This window comes from Pseudocitrobacter sp. 73 (assembly GCF_008369545.1).
In the GTDB taxonomy this organism is placed as follows: domain Bacteria; phylum Pseudomonadota; class Gammaproteobacteria; order Enterobacterales; family Enterobacteriaceae; genus Pseudocitrobacter; species Pseudocitrobacter vendiensis.
The window spans coordinates 1-16,915 of the sequence record NZ_VTZO01000010.1; the positions used below are offsets into that span (position 1 = coordinate 1).

Genomic DNA, 16,915 nt, shown 5'->3' on the forward strand with positions numbered 1-16,915 from the left:
TTTTGGCGAAGAGACATCGACAAGTAAGCTTGATAACAGATTAAATTAACCGGCGATAAGCGGGTTAATACAACAGAATTTGCCTGGCGGCACTAGCGCGGTGGTCCCACCTGACCCCATGCCGAACTCAGAAGTGAAACGCCGTAGCGCCGATGGTAGTGTGGGGCCTCCCCATGCGAGAGTAGGGAACTGCCAGGCATCAAATAAAGCGAAAGGCCCAGTCGAAAGACTGGGCCTTTTGTTTTATCTGTTGCTTGTCGGTGAGCGCTCTCCTGAGCAGGACAAATCCGCCGGGAGCGGATTTGAACGTTGCGAAGCAACGGCCCGAAGGGTGGCGGGCAGGACGCCCGCCATAAACTGCCAGGCATCAAATAAGCAGAAGGCCATCCGGAAGGATGGCCTTTTTGCGCTGGTGCGAAAAAACCTGCCGGATGGCGGCTGCGCCTTATCCGGCCTGCGGGTACGGAGCACACTCTGTAGGCCCGGTAAGCGCAGCGCCACCGGGCAACACAGCGCGCACAACCTCTCCCTGACGACATCTTAACGATACCTGCCCAGAACAATACCCGGCAGATTAAAACGCTTCACGTTGATTACAGCGATGATTTAAAAGCGTAAGGGATGAGAACAGGAAGAGTGGAGTACAAACCCCAGAAAAGCAAAAACCCAGCCATAGGCTGGGTTCTTTAAATAGTGGTGCCCGGACTCGGAATCGAACCAAGGACACGGGGATTTTCAATCCCTTCAAAAAAGACCGAATGCTCTATCAGCACTAACAGTTTTTTACTGGTTTGCCTTGAGAAAAATGTTTAAGTTTTCTGCAATATGATGTAAGCAATGCTTAAATACGGTGTTTCGAAACTACCATAATCCTACCATTAAATTGCCTTGGTTTAAGATGGCCCATCTTCGTATCCCAGTTCTAACAACTATATTGCATTAGGTGAGAGTACTTCATAATGAGCAAGCTAAAGCAATTAGCTCTTCAGAGATAGGCTTTGTTGAATAAATCGAACTTTTGCTGAGTTGAAGGATCAGATCACGCATCTTCCCGACAACGCAGACCGTTCCGTGGCAAAGCAAAAGTTCAAAATCACCAACTGGCCCACCTACAATAAAGCCCTCATCAACCGTGGCTCCATAACTTTCTGGCTGGATGATGAAGCTATTCAGGCCTGGTATGAGTCAGCAACACCTTCTTCACGAGGCAGACCTCAGCGCTATTCTGACCTTGCCATCACGACTGTGCTGGTCATTAAACGCGTATTCAGGCTGACCCTGCGCGCTGCGCAGGGCTTTATTGATTCCATTTTTTCTCTGATGAACGTTCCGCTACGCTGCCCGGATTACAGCTGTGTCAGCAGGCGGGCAAAGTCGGTTAACGTCAGTTTCAAAACGTTCACCCGGGGTGAAATCGCGCATCTGGTGATTGATTCCACCGGGCTGAAGGTCTTTGGTGAAGGCGAGTGGAAAGTCAAAAAGCATGGCCAGGAACGCCGTCGTATATGGCGAAAGTTGCATCTGGCAGTTGACAGCAACACACATGAAATCATCTGTGCAGACCTGTCGCTGAACAATGTGACGGACTCAGAAGCCTTCCCGGGTCGTATCCGGCAGACTCACAGAAAAATCAGGGCAGCATCGGCAGACGGCGCTTACGACACCCGGCTCTGTCACGATGAACTGCGGCGTAAGAAAATCAGCGCGCTTATCCCTCCCCGAAAAGGTGCGGGTTACTGGCCCGGTGAATATGCAGACCGTAACCGTGCAGTGGCTAATCAGCGAATGACCGGGAGTAATGCGCGGTGGAAATGGACAACAGATTACAACCGTCGCTCGATAGCGGAAACGGCGATGTACCGGGTAAAACAGCTGTTCGGGGGTTCACTGACGCTGCGTGACTACGATGGTCAGGTTGCGGAGGCTATGGCCCTGGTACGAGCGCTGAACAAAATGACGAAAGCAGGTATGCCTGAAAGCGTGCGTATTGCCTGAAAACACAACCCGCTACGGGGGAGACTTACCCGAAATCTGATTTATTCAACAAAGCCATCAGGAACTTGTTCGCACCTTCCTTAGTTGACCACAACACTTGCCGTGGGGTATATCTACTTATAGAGATTGACTTTATTGTGTTTTCGGTCGAATACAAGTAAATTTGTGGTTAATGGACTAGAATTTGTTGTGTTTTTGGAGTGGATGTGAACATAGTAGATGCTCTTGTTGTCAAGAGGCTAATGAACGTTGGTGATGAAACTGTTCTGTCCATCTTAAAGTTTTCAGCGTATAGCGGAGTGGCAACACTCGAAGAACTGGCACACCACTCCTCCAATCTAAAAATATCAAACGGTAAATCTCGAGCAACTCTCGAAAGCTTCTTAGATACTGCGAACTTCCAAGCTCTCAGGGTCGAAGTACAAGCTGAGATTGATTCGTTCAAAAATAAAGGTGTTGAGATTGTTCTCTTCGGTACGAAAACCTATCCAATTGCGTTATACGGTCTCCCGAAACCTCCTCCTTTTCTATACTGCAAAGGCAATCTGAACCTCTTAGATAATAGGCTTTCATTAGCGGTTGTAGGCACTCGTGAAAACACCCCCAAGGGGGAAACCATAACGATTAAAACTATTCAAAAGTTTGCGACTTATGGCTTCACGATAGTCAGTGGACTTGCACTGGGTATCGATACAATTGCTCATCGCGCGGCATTAGACGCCAAAACACCAACGATTTCTGTTCTTGTCGATGTGGAGTCTATTTCTCCCGCAAGTAATCGGGAACTCGCTAAGGAAATATTGGACGAGGGCGGACTTCTAGTTGCAGAGAATGCACCAGGAACCAAAGCAATACCTGCGTTCTTTGCTAAGCGAGACAGGATACAAGCAGGTTTATCTACTGCCGTCTTTGCTATTGAAACTTCGATAGATGGTGGGACGATGCACGCAGTCAAATCTGCTATCTCTATGATGCGTCCTGTCTTCGTTCCTGACGCACATAAAGCTAAGTATCCAGATCTTACTATCAAGGCAATTTCAGGAACTCAACAGCTAGTTAACGAAGGGAGGGCGATACCCTACACGAGCGAATCTTATGAAGATATTCGTCTTCAATTAGAAGATATCGCGAGTTCATTTAGGTCGTTGAAAGCAAAAGGTGGCCTGCTGTGATAAAGGTCATCGTCCTCGATCTTGATGACACGCTTATTGATACATCAAGCCTCGAACCACTTCGGTCAGCTGGCCGATGGAGAGACATACCCAGGTACTTTAATGGTTGTGTCATCTATCAGGACGTTGTCGGCCTTGTTACAACGGCTCGGTCGGTTGGAATCAAGGTTGCTATCTTCTCGAATGCGCCTTCGAACTACGTTCAGGGGCTACTCAAACACTTCAGTATCACTGTTGATTATGTAGTAGCCTACCATGATGTAACGCAGCATAAGCCGAGCCCTGAGGGCGTTACTCGTATTCTCGAGTACTTCGGTGTTAGCGCCGACGAGTCAATTTATTTAGGAGATAGTAACCTAGATCGAGACGCTGCTTCCAATGCAGGAGTTGAGTTTTTCTCAGTAGATTGGGGTTCTGCCTCGGAGATCGATTCGTCACATAAGGGAATAAGCGGTCTCACCGAGCTTATTGGAAAAAACTCGACGCGGAGCTCCGCAAGAACTGGACGTTCTGAGTTAATACAATCTGGGAATAAACTTCATCTGGGATTCTATTTAGATGGTATCAAACAGGAAGTTTGGTCTTTCAAAGATAACAAGAATACTTCTGTTCGCCGCTGGGTTAACAAGACTGTTGAGCTAGCTCCTTCATTCCCAGCCATAGATATAGTTGTTCGAGCGTTAGGTCACGCTGAGCTTAGGGTTGAAGATGGCGATAAAGCATTAGATACCTTGGGCAAATCGCTGGCTGTTGCTTTAGGGGCTTCTTACCAACCTAAGATATTAGAGAAAGATCACGTATTAGATAAATCGACTAATTGCACTGCAGCACAAAGACTCCACCAGGTCAGAGGTGCCTATAAAGCCGATTTTGATTCAATAGAAGCTAATTCAAATCCGACATTTCTGATCGTTGACGACGTATTAACTTCGGGGGCTACAACTGATGAGATAACACGCTGTCTATCTCAAGCTTTTCCGAATTCAAGTATTTACATTTTTACGTTGGTTAAAACTCTCTATAGATTGGAGCTAGGCACTGACAGCCAAGAACAACAACACAATAACCAACTGTTTTCAGATTTGTACAACCCAATCATCGACTCGCTGGCGGACGAAAGTGAACTATCTAGACATGTCAGGTCGAAGTCTAGTAGCAGGCTTGTAAGCAAGAAGTTTTCTGCTAACTACGCGAGAACCAACCATAACTTCATTTTCCACAATCTTCTCCAGTATTCTATCTCGTCTGAAACGGCGTCTGGACAGCTATTTGCAGCAATTCAAGTTCTTAAGAATATGCTTCAGAGAGGGAAGCCAACAATAGCCTCGCGGAAACTGAGGAAGGCATTTGGCATTGAACTGGAGAAGAGCGGTCTTAATACATCAGCTCAGGCTCTTGTGTCAGATAAGCCAGTTTTTTGGAATAGATTGATTCGAGGCAACAAGCATTCTGGGTACTACCCAGCGAAAAGGTTTTTTGATGAGCTGATTCCAAAGTATTTCGGTGAGTACATTTTTGTAAAACAACTAATGCTCCCTGAAGTTCAGATTTACGATATGACTCAGGTCTACGTTGAACAATTCCAGAACCAACAGGTAGATTTTTACATTCCTCAAGTTGGTTTAATTATTGAGATAGATGGTCAACAGCACCAAAATTCTCAGCATTTAGATGAGATGAGGGATGCGTTTACTGAAACCTTGGGTCTGAAGACAGTTCGTTTCACTGTTCAAGAAGTGGCATCTGAGAATCAGTCATTTATCAGTAAGATAAATTCGATTATTTCTCAAATTCAGATCGTTGATAGTCTAGAGCGAAATGGTGTCCTAACGCCTCCTAATGGTATTTCTTTATTGAATTACCAAGAGGCTTATGAAAATGGAGTCGATGTTACTGACTCGCGATTGAGGCTGACCTCGGCGTTGCGTTTCCAGATACTGTTATTAGAGCTTCTTGAACGAGGTCAGATCAGACTAGGGGAGTTGAAAAAACTATTCATAGTCAATCGTGATGGAACTGATTTTGCTGAAGCGGCACTGGACGACCTGAACGATTTGTTATCGAATATCTTTCGTCTCATCGGCATTGAAGAAAAGCGAATTGAGGTTGCGCTGATCGAATCAGATGAGCTTCCGAGCGAACGGTCTGGTGAAAATATATTCATCGACTTCAGCTTACTGGAGCGTTATGACGATTCCTTTCAAGTTAACCAAGACGTCATATATTCACGTACGGATTACTTCGATTTCTATCGAAACTTCGAAGATTCTGATGCTGTTTCAATAGAAACCAGTCAATTGATTGACTATGACTTTTTCGAGCTTTCATGTAGTAACCCCATTACCTACAAGCTAGATCTTAGCCCAGGCAGCGAGCAGCGAGAGTCGCTGAGATACTTCCTCAGCAACCTGTTTCTACCATACCTAGAGGATGTAGATTTCAGGGAAGGGCAGGTTGGTATCATAGGATCTGCACTTTCGAAAAACGGCACAATAGGATTGCTGCCTACAGGTTCGGGTAAGTCGATTTGTTACCAGCTGTCTGCGGTCCTGCAACCAGCCGTTAGCTTTGTCGTGTGCCCGATAAAAAGTTTGATGTATGACCAGAAAGCAGATTTGGATAGCATCGGCTTCACTCGAAGCAATTTTATTACAAGTGATTTGAAGGCAGGAGAGAAGGCCAAAGTTCAGAGAGATTTCGGACGTGGTAAGTACTTCTTCGTTTTCATATCGCCTGAGCGATTCCAAACCCATGCGTTTAGAAAAGAGATGTTGGCTATCGGACTAGATCTCTCATTTGCCTACGCGGTGATCGATGAAGCTCACTGTTTGTCTGAGTGGGGACATGATTTCAGGACTTCTTATCTGAACCTGGCAAATACAATCGAACGGTTTGCTCCTAGTGCAAGTTATATAGGCCTAACGGCAACAGCATCAGTTAACGTCTTAAAAGATATTCAAACAGAGTTTGATATCCCCGATGATTTTGTCCGTACCCCAATGGACTTCACTCGCGAGGAACTCTCATTCCACGTTATCGACGATAAAGGCCTTAAAGGTGATGCAGTCGTCAAGCTTGTTTCTGAAATGGAGGGTAAATGGAATTCCGATCGGGAAGACGGCAATAAGGCGGGGATCATATTCACACCTACCGTCAACGGAGCTAAGGGTTGTCATAGCTTAGCGGGCCGAATTTCAACACTCTTGAAGATGGATGTTAGATATTTTTCGGGGTCGGCTCCGAAAATGGGTGGATTGCAGGGAGAGGCTTTCGATAGGTATAAGCGCCAAGTTCAAGACGAATTTAAAGAAAATAAATACCGCCTACTTACTGCCACTAAGGCATTCGGAATGGGCGTGAATAAGGGGAATATTGCCTATACGATTCACTTCGGAATACCTGGGTCGATGGAGGCCTTGTATCAGGAAGCAGGCAGGGCCGGGCGAGATAAAAAACTATTCAAGGAAGTACCCGCAGATTGCTATGTGCTTCTCACAAAAGAGCCCAATTCAGCTATTCTCGACAAGATTTGGGACGCTAGCACGAACGTCAAAGATCTGAAGGAGTACGTGAAGTCATTGAGTCGCGATAGCGACCTGAACACAAATCTATTCCTGATGACAAACGGCTTGGACACAATCAATGATGAGTTCAAGTTGATGGCAAATGTATACGAATTCTTTAAGTACAATCAGGAACACAACACGGTGATCATTACTGCCAGGCAGTTTGGTACGGAAAAGTTTAAATTGGAAAAGGCTATCTACCGTCTTTCTCAATTAGGTATTGTCTCTGACTGGGTAATCGAAGACTTTTTTAATGGAACGCTCTATGTCGAGTTCCAGTGCCTATCGGAAGAAGGCCTGGAAAAGAAAATTGAGCATACCGTCAGAAAGTATGATCCTGAGTTTAAGCTCGCTGATGTGTTCAGTAGTGATAACCAGTACTACAAAATTCTCTGCGACAAGCTGAGAAAAGGGTCTATCGATAAATCGCAATTTATCTTTCTTGTTCTTTTACTTTGGTCCTATGACCATTTTGTCTACAACCGCCGCCAGTCACAGAAGAACGTTTATGAACACTGTAGTTTATTTGCTGAAGGCAGGATGGATGGCAAAGAATTTAAGGAGAAGTTGGAGGGTTATTTCAGACACGACAAGTCGAGCCAACTTTTGCTCTATATGGCTGAGAATTCTGCATCGGCGAAGTTATGGCCATCAGTTTTTTTTGAAACTGATGAAGAAGAGGGCACGGAACATCTAGTAGGCAGCGAGAAGATGACGATCCTACGAGGTCAGATTTCTCGATTCCTAGAGTCATACAAAGATAATGCATTCTTGAACTACTTGAGTGGTGTGCTGCGACTAGCTTCCGATGAGTTTGATGATGCAGATGGAGAGCGAAGAATGGCATCGTCATTTGATCGGTTGATCAGTGATAATAGGGATGAAGCACTAGAGCTGGTCCGAAAAACTATGCAGCTAAAGCCAATGTTCTCTGAAAATGCGCGAAGCCGCTTTGCTCGTTTGGTCCATGAGAAATTTGAAGATTTGGATTTTCTTGAGGAGGTAAATGAAGAGCTAGGAGATCCGTTCTCCTATCACACTTTGTTAGCTCCACTAGCAATTAGACTTGAAAAACTTACCAGCCTATACAAGGGGATTAATTGGTGAATGACATACAGAAACTACACCGGGTAATCGATTCACTCGAAGAGCAATCGACGCAAGTGGCAGAGTTTAATGGCCTGTTGAGCGCCGTCAACGATGCAAGAACTGAGATAGAGGCAGCGAAATCAACGCTCGCAAGTCTAGCTTATGAACAGGCTGAATTGGTTACGAAGAACTCGAATAAATTTGAAGAGTTTGACGGTCGCCTTACGTCACTGAATGATCTTCTAGGCCAGATCAAAGATGAACAGTTGAAACTAAGGCGTGAGGTTGCAGCCTTGAAGTTTGTAACACCTGATCAGTTTGAACAAGGCTGCACAGCAATTGATAGCCGCATTGCTAAACAATTAGCGGAATTGAAAAGCAAGTTAGAGGCAGCGGTGGAGTCTCAGCAAAGATCGATAAGCGGGCTACGAACCATAGTTGTTTTAGGTATCTTGGTGTTGGCTGGAGGTGTCGGATTCTTGGCTATGAATATGGTTCTTTAATTTTTAGATTGTCATTCAGTTTTTAATTGTAATCAATAAGTTGGAATACAGAATCGAGCCAAGCTTTGAACTTTGCTAAGATAGGCAATACTTTTTCTTGTCGAAGTTGGTAGCGTTCATCTGGGGTTAGGTTTTTACTTTTCGCCTATTGTGCCAATGCGTAGAGTTTGCCGATATAACTTTTTGCTATATTCGCTCGGCCTTTAACGCGCTTTTGACCTGCCCCCAGAGTTAGATACAACCTTCAGTTAGTAATGTCGGTTGGTTTTTCTTCATATTTCCCGTTTCGCCAGCCCGCTGCAAATTCAGCCGGCGTCAGGTAATTCAGTGATGAATGTGGTCGACACTCGTTATAATCCAGTCGCCAGTCATTAATGATCTTCCTGGCGTGAACAATATCGCTGAACCAGTGCTCATTCAGGCATTCATCACGAAAGCGTCCGTTAAAACTCTCAATAAATCCGTTCTGCGTTGGCTTGCCGGGCTGGATAAGTCGCAGCTCCACACCATGCTCAAAAGCCCACTGATCGAGTGCGCGGCAGGTAAACTCCGGGCCCTGATCGGTTCTTATCGTAGCCGGATAGCCGCGAAACAGCGCAATGCTGTCCAGAATACGCGTGACCTGCACGCCTGAAATCCCGAAGGCAACAGTGACCGTCAGGCATTCCTTTGTGAAATCATCCACGCAGGTCAGGCACTTGATCCTGCGACCTGTGGCCAGTGCGTCCATGACGAAATCCATTGACCAGGTCAGATTGGGCGCCATCGGGCGGAGCAGCGGCAGACGTTCTGTTGCCAGCCCTTTACGACGTCGTCTGCGTTTTACACTCAGGCCATTAAGTTGATAGATGCGGTAAACCCGCTTGTGGTTAACGCAAAGACCTTCACGTCGCAGAAGCTGCCAGATACGCCGGTAACCAAAACGGCGGCGTTCAAGTGCCAGCTCTGTGATGCGTAGAGACAGCTGCGCGTCAGCAGCCGGACGCTGAGCCGAATATCGGCAGGTTGACAGGGACAGACCTGCCAGCCCGCAGGCACGACGTTGCGACAGACCCTTAGCCTCGCACATGACTTCCACGGCTTCCCGCTTCTGGTCTGTCGTCAGTACTTTCGCCCAAGAGCCACCTGAAGCGCCTCCTTATCCAGCATGGCTTCAGCAAGCAGCTTCTTGAGTCTGGCGTTCTCTTCCTCAAGCGACTTCAGGCGCTTAACCTCAGGCACCTCCATACCGCCATACTTCTTACGCCATGTGTAAAAGGTGGCGTCGGAAATGGCGTGCTTACGGCAGAGCTCACGGGCAGAAACGCCGGCTTCGGCCTAGCGGAGAATACATATGATCTGTTCGTCGGAAAAACGCTTCTTCATGGGGATGTCCTCATGTGGCTTATGAAGACATTACTAACATCACGGTGTATTAATCAACGGGGAGCAGGTCAGAGGCATCCAACCCGCCAAAGCGTGAACGCCACTTGTAGAAACTGGCACTGCTTATGCCATGCACGCGACACAGTTCAGTTACCGGCGTTCCGGCCTCGGCCTGCTTGAGGATGGCCATGATCTGGCTGTCAGTAAAACGTGATTTTTACATAGAGATCTCCCCGGTTCAGATTACGAGAAAATTCTACTTATGAACACGTTGGTTTTTCGCGGGGATTACCTTTGCCGCATCTCAAAAATGATTTATTCATTAACGCCTTGAAAACCTTAAAAAACACGTTAAGATTAATCTGAGGCTTTTGTTTATCTATCAATGGGACTGATATGAAAATAATTCACGCACTAAAAATCGGAATGCTTACACTACTCATTGTAGGTTGCAACGACAACGGTTTTAAATCACGCACAATTACTATTGAAGGTCACAAACTAGAACTATCCGCAAACAAGTTTGCAGGGGGGTTTGAGGATAAAAATAAAACTTGCGATGTAGACACCTACAAATCAGACAGAGAAGGTGATGAAAAAATATGGTCCGAATATATTATATATAAGTGCGGGGAGCACTTGTTTTTCAGATTTGATTTCAAATACCCAGTAACTAGCGCTGAACCAATGCCAATGAGGTTTGGCAGCGCAAATAATCGCTTCCAAGAACCCAAGCTCTTCACATGGAACGATGTGAAAATGTAACTGTTCCAATTATACAAAGTGAAGCATATGATGAAAAAAACATTGATAGTTATAGTCCTGCTCGGATTGAGTGCATCGGCGACAGCTGGGGATGCACATGTTTGTCACTCCCCTGAATATCCCGTATTAGAAAGTCATAATGTTAATGACAGTACTGTTTTTACGTGCGGAAGTGGAATCAAAGCAACGCTGCCTGAACTGGCAAAACAGGGCTGGAAAGTTGTGCAAATGTTCGATGTGAGTGCGTCGACATCTTTGTCTGACCCGAGTAAAAACACAGCCTTTTCGCAGTTGATAATACAGAAAGATTGATAATATAAATAGCATTCTGAATAGCCAAGCCCCGCAAGCTGGACTGCACCCCAAAAGTTGGACACGCAACTGAGTAAGGTGCAGTTTTTTATGGTAAAACCAAAATATCCCCTCGAAACCAGATTAGTAGTAGTTAATCACTACCTTGCAGGAAAAGATGGAACACATCGTAAATCTGAACGCTTTGGTATCGAGAGAAAATCAGTACAACGCAGGGTACGACATCGCTGACGCTAAAAGTCGGGGTATAACCTTTGCGTTACGCCGATACAGCTATCACCACAGCCCTGATGCTCAAGAGCGTCTTCAGCCTCTCGTTGTCAGCGAGCGTATTGCCTTATAGATGGTGACGAGGGCATTGTCGTATCTCAAAACTGATTTATTCAACAACGCCGACCTCACTATAAAAACGAACCATTTTTTAGATAATAAAACATTATTTATCTGATAAGTATAATGGTCTGTTCTCTAACTCAAAGGTTCGGGAACATTTGAAATTGTGACCATAGATCCGCATTGGTCGCAACCAATCCGACTGATACACATGTACAGATAGCGAGAAATCCCAGAGTGGAAACAATCGGTTTTTTTACGTTTTTTCTGAATTTAAAAATGATGCCTGATACAACGGCCATCACTACTGCTTGCGATATATAATGTGTCCCTGGATCATACGGCGAAACGATACCCGCAACCATCATTGGAACGGTGAGTAATGTAAATGCAGCTTTAAAGATAATCCAAATAATTTGACCAACAATGCCTAGAATACCACCATTATAAATTAACATCCCGGCGGAGTTCAGCCCGGGAATGAGAATTAAATAAAAAATCGCGGCCCAAAGAAAGCAAATTAGCATGACGATGCCGATAAATCTACTAATAGCTAGGTTCCCTTCAAACTCTGCCTGCCGACGACTTGGATCACTTTTCAAACGGTGTGTGTCTTCCGAAATGTAAGCATCTGTTATATTGCGATGTGATTCAGTAGGATTTTCCGTTGTTACATAATTACCTTGACGATCTCTATATACACCCATAACAAACCCTTTGATATTTAAGTGTTGCATATGTTTAATTCATTGAATGGAGGAATTAAAGTACTTCCTCAACTCATCTGTTTATTAATATATACTGAGCAAGTTTGATATTAAGACAGCACATGTTTGAAACCAGTTCTCTAATCATTCTTGATTGACTTCTAATTAAAAAGGCTCCAGTTTTCCAGAGTATACGCCAGAGGTAACGATAGTCAATTGACGGGAACCCCGCTGGGCAACATTCGAGGAATAAGGGAAGGGGCAGGCGGTCGGGGTTGTGTAAGGGAATCAAAAGCATAGGCAGAAATCCGGGCAACAAAATAACTGTACATAAATGGGTCTTCCCTTGTTGTGGTGGCTGAATGCATGATAATGGCGTCTTAAATCGCGGTAATGACTCCAACTTACTGATAGTGTTTTATGTTCAGATAATGCCCGATGACCTTGTCATGCAGCTCCACCGATTTTGAGAACGACAGTGACTTCCGTCCCAGCCTTGCCAGATGTTATGATGGCGGCGTTGTTTATTTCATGTTCATAATTCCTCAGGTCAGTGTTAAGTCTTGCTGTTGCATCTACAAGTGTATATTCTTTATCGATAATCATAACTTTCTCACGGTAATGCTGCCAACTTACTGATTTAGTGTATGATGGTGATTTTAAGGTGCTTGCGTGGCTTCCATTTCCATCAGATGTCCTTCCTGCTCCACTACTGAAGGCGTGGTGCGTAACGGCAAAAGCACTGCCGGACATCAGCGCTATCTCTGCTCTCATTGCCGTAAAACATGGCAACTACAGTTCACTTACACCGCCTCTCAGCCCGGTACGCACCAGAAAATCATTGATATGGCCATGAATGGCGTCGGATGTCGCGCCAGTGCACGCATTATGGGCGTTGGCCTCAACACGGTTTTACGTCACTTAAAAAACTCAGGCCGCAGTCGGTAACCTCGCGCATACAACCGGGCAGTGATGTGATTGTCTGCGCTGAAATGGACGAACAGTGGGGCTACGTCGGTGCTAAATCACGTCAGCGCTGGCTGTTTTACGCGTATGACAGGATACGGAGGACGGTTGTGGCGCACGTCTTCGGTGAACGCACTCTGGCCACACTGGAGCGTCTTCTGAGCCTGCTGTCGGCCTTTGAGGTCGTGGTATGGATGACGGATGGCTGGCCGCTGTATGAACCCCGCCTGAAGGGAAAGCTGCACGTTATCAGCAAGCGTTACACTCAGCGCATTGAGCGACATAACCTGAATCTGAGACAACATCTGGCAAGGCTGGGACGGAAGTCACTGTCGTTCTCAAAATCGGTGGAGCTGCATGACAAGGTCATCGGGCATTATCTGAACATAAAACACTATCAGTAAGTTGGAGTCATTACCTAATCTCTGTTGAGATAGGCTCTTAGCCCTAAAATAGCCGAGCAGCAAACGCCAAAACAACAATACTGGCATTACCATTAACTGTCGCGATGGTTCTGAGTCGATCGTCTTTAAGTGTTTTACCATCAAATGTTGCGATGGTGCGGAGTCGATCGTCTTTCAAGGTCTTCCCATCAAATGTTGCGATGGTGCGGAGTCGGTCGTCTTTCAGGCTTTTACCGTCAAAGGTAGCGATGGTGCGGAGTCGGTCGTCTTTTAGGGCTTTACCATCAAACGTCGCGATGGTCCTCAGTCGATCATCTTTCAAGGTCTTGCCATCAAAGGTCGCGATAGTCCTGAGTCGATCGTCTTTTATAGTTACGCTCATAAGTATTCTCCTGAGATACATCCATTCAGCACTTTGCCATCCAAAATCAAGCGCTGGTTTCTGTAAGTTCTGGACGCTAATTGTCTGAATGTGCGTTAAAAATTCATCCAGTTAGCATTAACATTAACCAGCGCTTCATCGATCATAACAGGTCTGACGCAGTTTAAAGGATACAATCTTACCTATAAATTGCGGTGGCGCATTGTTCTTTTATCTGGCAACTAGAGGTGTCCTCCAACCCCTTTAAATTTTTCGATAAACGCCCCAATTTTCTGGAATACAGTCTGCTTTTTCGTTTTGTACTGAGGATTCAACGGACTGAGCTTTGGTAGCGTCTCGTTTAACTCCGTCCCATTTTCGGTAGCATATTCCCGTTTTAGTGATGTGCGGATATAGCGCCTTGCAGCCTCTTCATTGAGGTTTTCTTCCTTAATCAACGCTTCTGCTTCCCGCTGCTGTTCACGCTGAGCATAGGTAAAGAATGCATCAATGATACTGGCTTTGTCGGGCATGTCATCAAGGTTAGTTTGCTGAATAAAGTCAACAATCAGACCTTCTTTGGCACGGTTGCCCAGACTTGAGCGGATTAAGCGTCTGACCTCTTCAGTCAGGGCTTCTTTACCTTTTTTCTCTCTGTTGTGGTCGAAAATCAGGCCAAGAATGTAGTCCAGGTTAATTTCCTGCGACTTCAGCAGGTCAATTTCAAACACCACGTCATCCCAGTCTGTGGTTGATTTATCCCTGTCGTTTGCTGCTTTTTCGCGTCGCTGCCAGTCCCGGATATCATTGTATGCTGAGCGATAGTCCTGAACTTTACGTTCTGCCGGGAGACGAATGGTTTGTAATTCAGCAAATTTTTCATCATCCACATAGTGCTCTGCTTTAAAGGTTTCTACCGCTTCCGGGTCACTAATATCAACCTTCTGCAGGGCTTTCAGCGTGGCAAATTCATCATAGTTTTGAAGGATGTTTTCTGCCCGCAGATATTCACCAAACAGTTTGACGAAGGCTTTTTTCTCTTTTTCACTGTCGATACTGGCAGGGTCAGGGAAGCGCTGCTCCAGCTCCGAAACAACAGCCATAAAACCTCGTTTAGCCTCACCGGTTGCCGCATCGGTAAAGCCCTGCATGTACTCTTCGTAGCTTTTTTCCAGCACCACATTCTTGGTGTTTTTGTCGCCAAAAAGTGTGATGGCATCAATGGTCGGACGCTCCAGGTCCCTGAACGTCACGATATTGCCGAAGGTTTTGGTGGCATCATAGATACGGTTGGTGCGTGAGAATGCCTGCATCAGACCGTGATAACGCAGGTTTTTGTCAACGAACAGAGTATTGAGCGTCGGAGCATCAAAGCCGGTTAAGAACATTCCCACCACGATGAGAAGGTCAATATCCTGATTTTTCACTCGTTGAGCTAAATCGCGGTAGTAGTTCTGGAAACCGTTACTGTCAGTGCTGAAATTGGTTTTAAAGCAGGCGTTATAGTCATCAATGGCTGCATCCAGAAATTCCTTCGCACTACTGTTCATCGCGCTGGTATCAAAGCTTTCGTCAGTAATATCACCAATGGCGCTTTGCTCTTCATTTGCAGCAAAGGAGAAGATGGTTGCCACCCGAAGGCATTTATAGCTGCCAGATTTCTTCTCTGCTTCTTCCTGTAGCATTTTAAACGTCGTGTAATAAGCTTTCGCCGCGTCCACGCTGCTCACTGCTAACATGGCGTTAAAGCCCTTAGCTCCCGGGAAGGTTCGGTGCGTTTTCTGCCGGAAGTTATTGAGAATGTATTGCGTTATTTCCTGGATACGCAGGGGGTGCAAAAATGCCTGTTGGTTTTCAGCCGCGCTGAGTTTTTTCTCGTCTGTTTCCGTTTCAAGGGACTTAAACTGTGGGCGGACATCGTTATAGTCCACCTTAAACTTCAGCACTTTTTCATCACGAATCGCATCAGTAATTACGTAAGAATGTAATTCACGCCCGAAGACGCTGGCGGTGGTTTCTGCCCCCAGTGCGTTTTCCGGGAAAATAGGTGTACCGGTAAAACCAAACTGATAAAAGCGTCTGAATTTCTTTTTGAGGTTTTTCTGGGCCTCACCAAACTGGCTGCGGTGACACTCATCAAAGATAAACACAACCTGCTGCTGATAGACGGGCAGGTCAGCTTCGGCTTTCATCAGGTTATTGAGTTTCTGAATGGTTGTGACGATAATTTTGTTATCGTCCTTATCCAGGTTTCTTCTGAGGCCAGCTGTATTATCCGAACCATTCACACTGTCCGGAGAGAAGCGCTGATACTCCTTCATGGTCTGGTAATCGAGGTCTTTCCTGTCGACCACGAAGAAGACTTTATCAATAAAGTCCAGTTCCGTAGCCAGACGTGCGGCCTTAAAGCTGGTCAGGGTTTTTCCTGACCCTGTGGTATGCCAGATAAACCCGCCGCTTTCGGGTTTTGACCAGTTCTTCGCTTTAAATGAGCTGTTAATTTTCCAGAGGATTCGCTCAGTGGCGGCAATCTGATAGGGGCGCATGACCAGCAGTGTCTGGCTGCTATCAAACACGCTGTAATTAAACAGAACATTCAGCAGGGTATGCTTCTGGAAGAAAGTGGCGGTAAAGTCCTTCAGGTCCTTAATCAGAGTGTTATCCGACTTTGCCCAGTTCATGGTGAAATCAAAGCTATTTTTATCCCGTTTAGTGGTACTGGCAAAGTACCGGGTATCAGTCCCGTTGGAAATCACGAAGAGTTGCAGGTATTTAAACAGGGAGTTGTCGCTGTTAAAGCTTTCCTTGCTGTAACGGTGTATCTGGTTAAAGGCTTCACGAATCGCCACGCCGCGCTTTTTGAGTTCGATTTGCACCAGTGGCAGGCCGTTGACCAGAATCGTAACATCATAACGGTTAGCGTGTGAGCCGGTCTGTTCAAACTGCTGAATGACCTGCACCTTATTGCGCAGCAGGTTCTTTTTATCTATCAGATAGATGTTTTCCAGACGACCATCATCAAACGTAAAATCACAGATATAGTCGATATGGATTTTACGGGTTTTGTCCAGGCTGCTGTCACTGGGGCTGTCCAGATACTGCTCTGTGAAGCGCCGCCATTCACTTTCGTTAAACACCACACCATTAAGACGCTGAAGTTGGTCCCGCACATTCGCCAGCATCGCAGTCGGTGACTTAACGGAGATAAACTCATATCCCTGATTAAGAAGGTCCTGAATCAGCTCCCGCTCAAGGTCCGATTCGCTCTGGTAGCTGTCACCGGTCTCCAGAATTTTGGTGAATTTATCAAGGATGATAAAGTTATTGGATTCAGCAATGGTGTGTGTCTGTTGTGTCATGGTGCATCCTGTGCGTCA

Annotated in this window: 11 protein-coding genes, 1 rRNA gene and 3 pseudogenes; 9 read left to right on the top strand and 6 right to left on the bottom strand. The window is 45.8% G+C overall.

Annotated elements, in window-relative coordinates; genetic code table 11:
• The first annotated feature begins 82 nt into the window (after positions 1–82).
• The 6 genes from rrf to F0Q32_RS11755 all read left to right on the top strand — a co-directional run bounded on the left by rrf (position 83) and on the right by F0Q32_RS11755 (position 8,325).
• A 5S ribosomal RNA gene (rrf, locus tag F0Q32_RS11725) occupies positions 83–198 on the top strand.
• 828 nt (positions 199–1,026) lie between these two features.
• The gene (locus tag F0Q32_RS11735; RefSeq protein WP_080339786.1) at positions 1,027–1,995 is read left to right on the top strand and encodes an IS5-like element IS903B family transposase; all 969 of its coding nucleotides are present in this window, start codon (positions 1,027–1,029) and stop codon (positions 1,993–1,995) included.
• A 187-nt stretch (positions 1,996–2,182) separates the two neighbouring features.
• A complete protein-coding gene (locus F0Q32_RS26795) occupies positions 2,183–2,251 on the top strand; it encodes a hypothetical protein (protein WP_353653208.1) in 69 nt (22 codons plus the stop codon).
• The gene (locus F0Q32_RS11745; RefSeq protein ID WP_045896958.1) at positions 2,238–3,167 is read left to right on the top strand and encodes a DNA-processing protein DprA; all 930 of its coding nucleotides are present in this window, start codon (positions 2,238–2,240) and stop codon (positions 3,165–3,167) included. The genes F0Q32_RS26795 and F0Q32_RS11745 overlap by 14 nt, the downstream gene beginning before the upstream one ends.
• Entirely contained in the window at positions 3,164–7,840 is a 4,677-nt protein-coding gene (locus F0Q32_RS11750; RefSeq protein WP_096152372.1) for a RecQ family ATP-dependent DNA helicase, read from the top strand. Before F0Q32_RS11745 ends, F0Q32_RS11750 begins: the two co-directional genes overlap by 4 nt.
• Complete coding sequence (locus tag F0Q32_RS11755) at positions 7,837–8,325, top strand: hypothetical protein (RefSeq protein ID WP_032469931.1); 489 nt, start codon at positions 7,837–7,839, stop codon at positions 8,323–8,325. Before F0Q32_RS11750 ends, F0Q32_RS11755 begins: the two co-directional genes overlap by 4 nt.
• Positions 8,326–8,569: 244 nt before the next feature.
• On the opposite strand, the pseudogene F0Q32_RS11760 reads toward F0Q32_RS11755, so the two are convergent.
• Together F0Q32_RS11760 and F0Q32_RS11770 are read right to left on the bottom strand one after the other, a co-directional pair.
• A pseudogene (locus tag F0Q32_RS11760) lies at positions 8,570–9,690 on the bottom strand (IS3-like element ISKpn34 family transposase).
• Positions 9,691–9,760: 70 nt separating this feature from the next.
• A pseudogene (locus tag F0Q32_RS11770) lies at positions 9,761–9,904 on the bottom strand (transposase); the annotation flags it as partial.
• Positions 9,905–10,086: 182 nt separating this feature from the next.
• Between F0Q32_RS11770 and F0Q32_RS11775 the strand changes: the two are divergent.
• Positions 10,087–10,455, top strand: coding sequence for a hypothetical protein (locus tag F0Q32_RS11775; protein ID WP_045269760.1), 369 nt, complete (start codon positions 10,087–10,089; stop codon positions 10,453–10,455).
• 27 nt (positions 10,456–10,482) lie between these two features.
• Positions 10,483–10,767 carry a hypothetical protein gene (locus F0Q32_RS11780; protein ID WP_126514695.1) on the top strand — a complete coding sequence of 95 codons (285 nt, stop codon included), beginning with the start codon at positions 10,483–10,485 and terminating at the stop codon, positions 10,765–10,767.
• A 473-nt stretch (positions 10,768–11,240) separates the two neighbouring features.
• Here F0Q32_RS11780 and F0Q32_RS11785 read toward each other — a convergent pair whose 3' ends face one another.
• Both F0Q32_RS11785 and F0Q32_RS26800 read right to left on the bottom strand, forming a co-directional pair.
• The gene (locus F0Q32_RS11785) at positions 11,241–11,837 is read right to left on the bottom strand and encodes a hypothetical protein (protein ID WP_045269761.1); all 597 of its coding nucleotides are present in this window, start codon (positions 11,835–11,837) and stop codon (positions 11,241–11,243) included.
• A 374-nt stretch (positions 11,838–12,211) separates the two neighbouring features.
• Positions 12,212–12,313: pseudogene (locus tag F0Q32_RS26800) on the bottom strand (IS1 family transposase); the annotation flags it as partial.
• Positions 12,314–12,479: 166 nt separating this feature from the next.
• Between F0Q32_RS26800 and F0Q32_RS11795 the strand changes: the two are divergent.
• A protein-coding gene (locus F0Q32_RS11795; protein ID WP_223866332.1) for an IS1 family transposase occupies positions 12,480–13,177 on the top strand; the annotation gives its coding sequence in 2 pieces (ribosomal slippage) (positions 12,480–12,729 and positions 12,729–13,177; 699 coding nt in all).
• A 43-nt stretch (positions 13,178–13,220) separates the two neighbouring features.
• On the opposite strand, the gene F0Q32_RS11800 is transcribed toward F0Q32_RS11795, so the two are convergent.
• On the bottom strand, positions 13,221–13,559 hold the full coding sequence (locus F0Q32_RS11800; protein ID WP_063844751.1) for a hypothetical protein: 339 nt from the start codon (positions 13,557–13,559) through the stop codon (positions 13,221–13,223).
• A gap of 221 nt (positions 13,560–13,780) precedes the next feature.
• On the bottom strand, positions 13,781–16,897 hold the full coding sequence (locus F0Q32_RS11805) for an HsdR family type I site-specific deoxyribonuclease (RefSeq protein ID WP_149463220.1): 3,117 nt from the start codon (positions 16,895–16,897) through the stop codon (positions 13,781–13,783).
• Between the last annotated feature and the right edge of the window lie 18 nt (positions 16,898–16,915).

Excerpts from the sequence above, each read along its gene's own strand:
- F0Q32_RS11780 (WP_126514695.1), top strand. The coding sequence starts at position 10,483 with ATGATGAAAAAAACATTGATAGTTATAGTCCTGCTCGGATTGAGTGCA.
- F0Q32_RS11785 (WP_045269761.1), bottom strand. The coding sequence starts at position 11,837 with ATGCAACACTTAAATATCAAAGGGTTTGTTATGGGTGTATATAGAGAT.
- F0Q32_RS11745 (WP_045896958.1), top strand. The coding sequence starts at position 2,238 with ATGAACGTTGGTGATGAAACTGTTCTGTCCATCTTAAAGTTTTCAGCG.
- F0Q32_RS11800 (WP_063844751.1), bottom strand. The coding sequence starts at position 13,559 with ATGAGCGTAACTATAAAAGACGATCGACTCAGGACTATCGCGACCTTT.
- F0Q32_RS11775 (WP_045269760.1), top strand. The coding sequence starts at position 10,087 with ATGAAAATAATTCACGCACTAAAAATCGGAATGCTTACACTACTCATT.
- F0Q32_RS11805 (WP_149463220.1), bottom strand. The coding sequence starts at position 16,897 with ATGACACAACAGACACACACCATTGCTGAATCCAATAACTTTATCATC.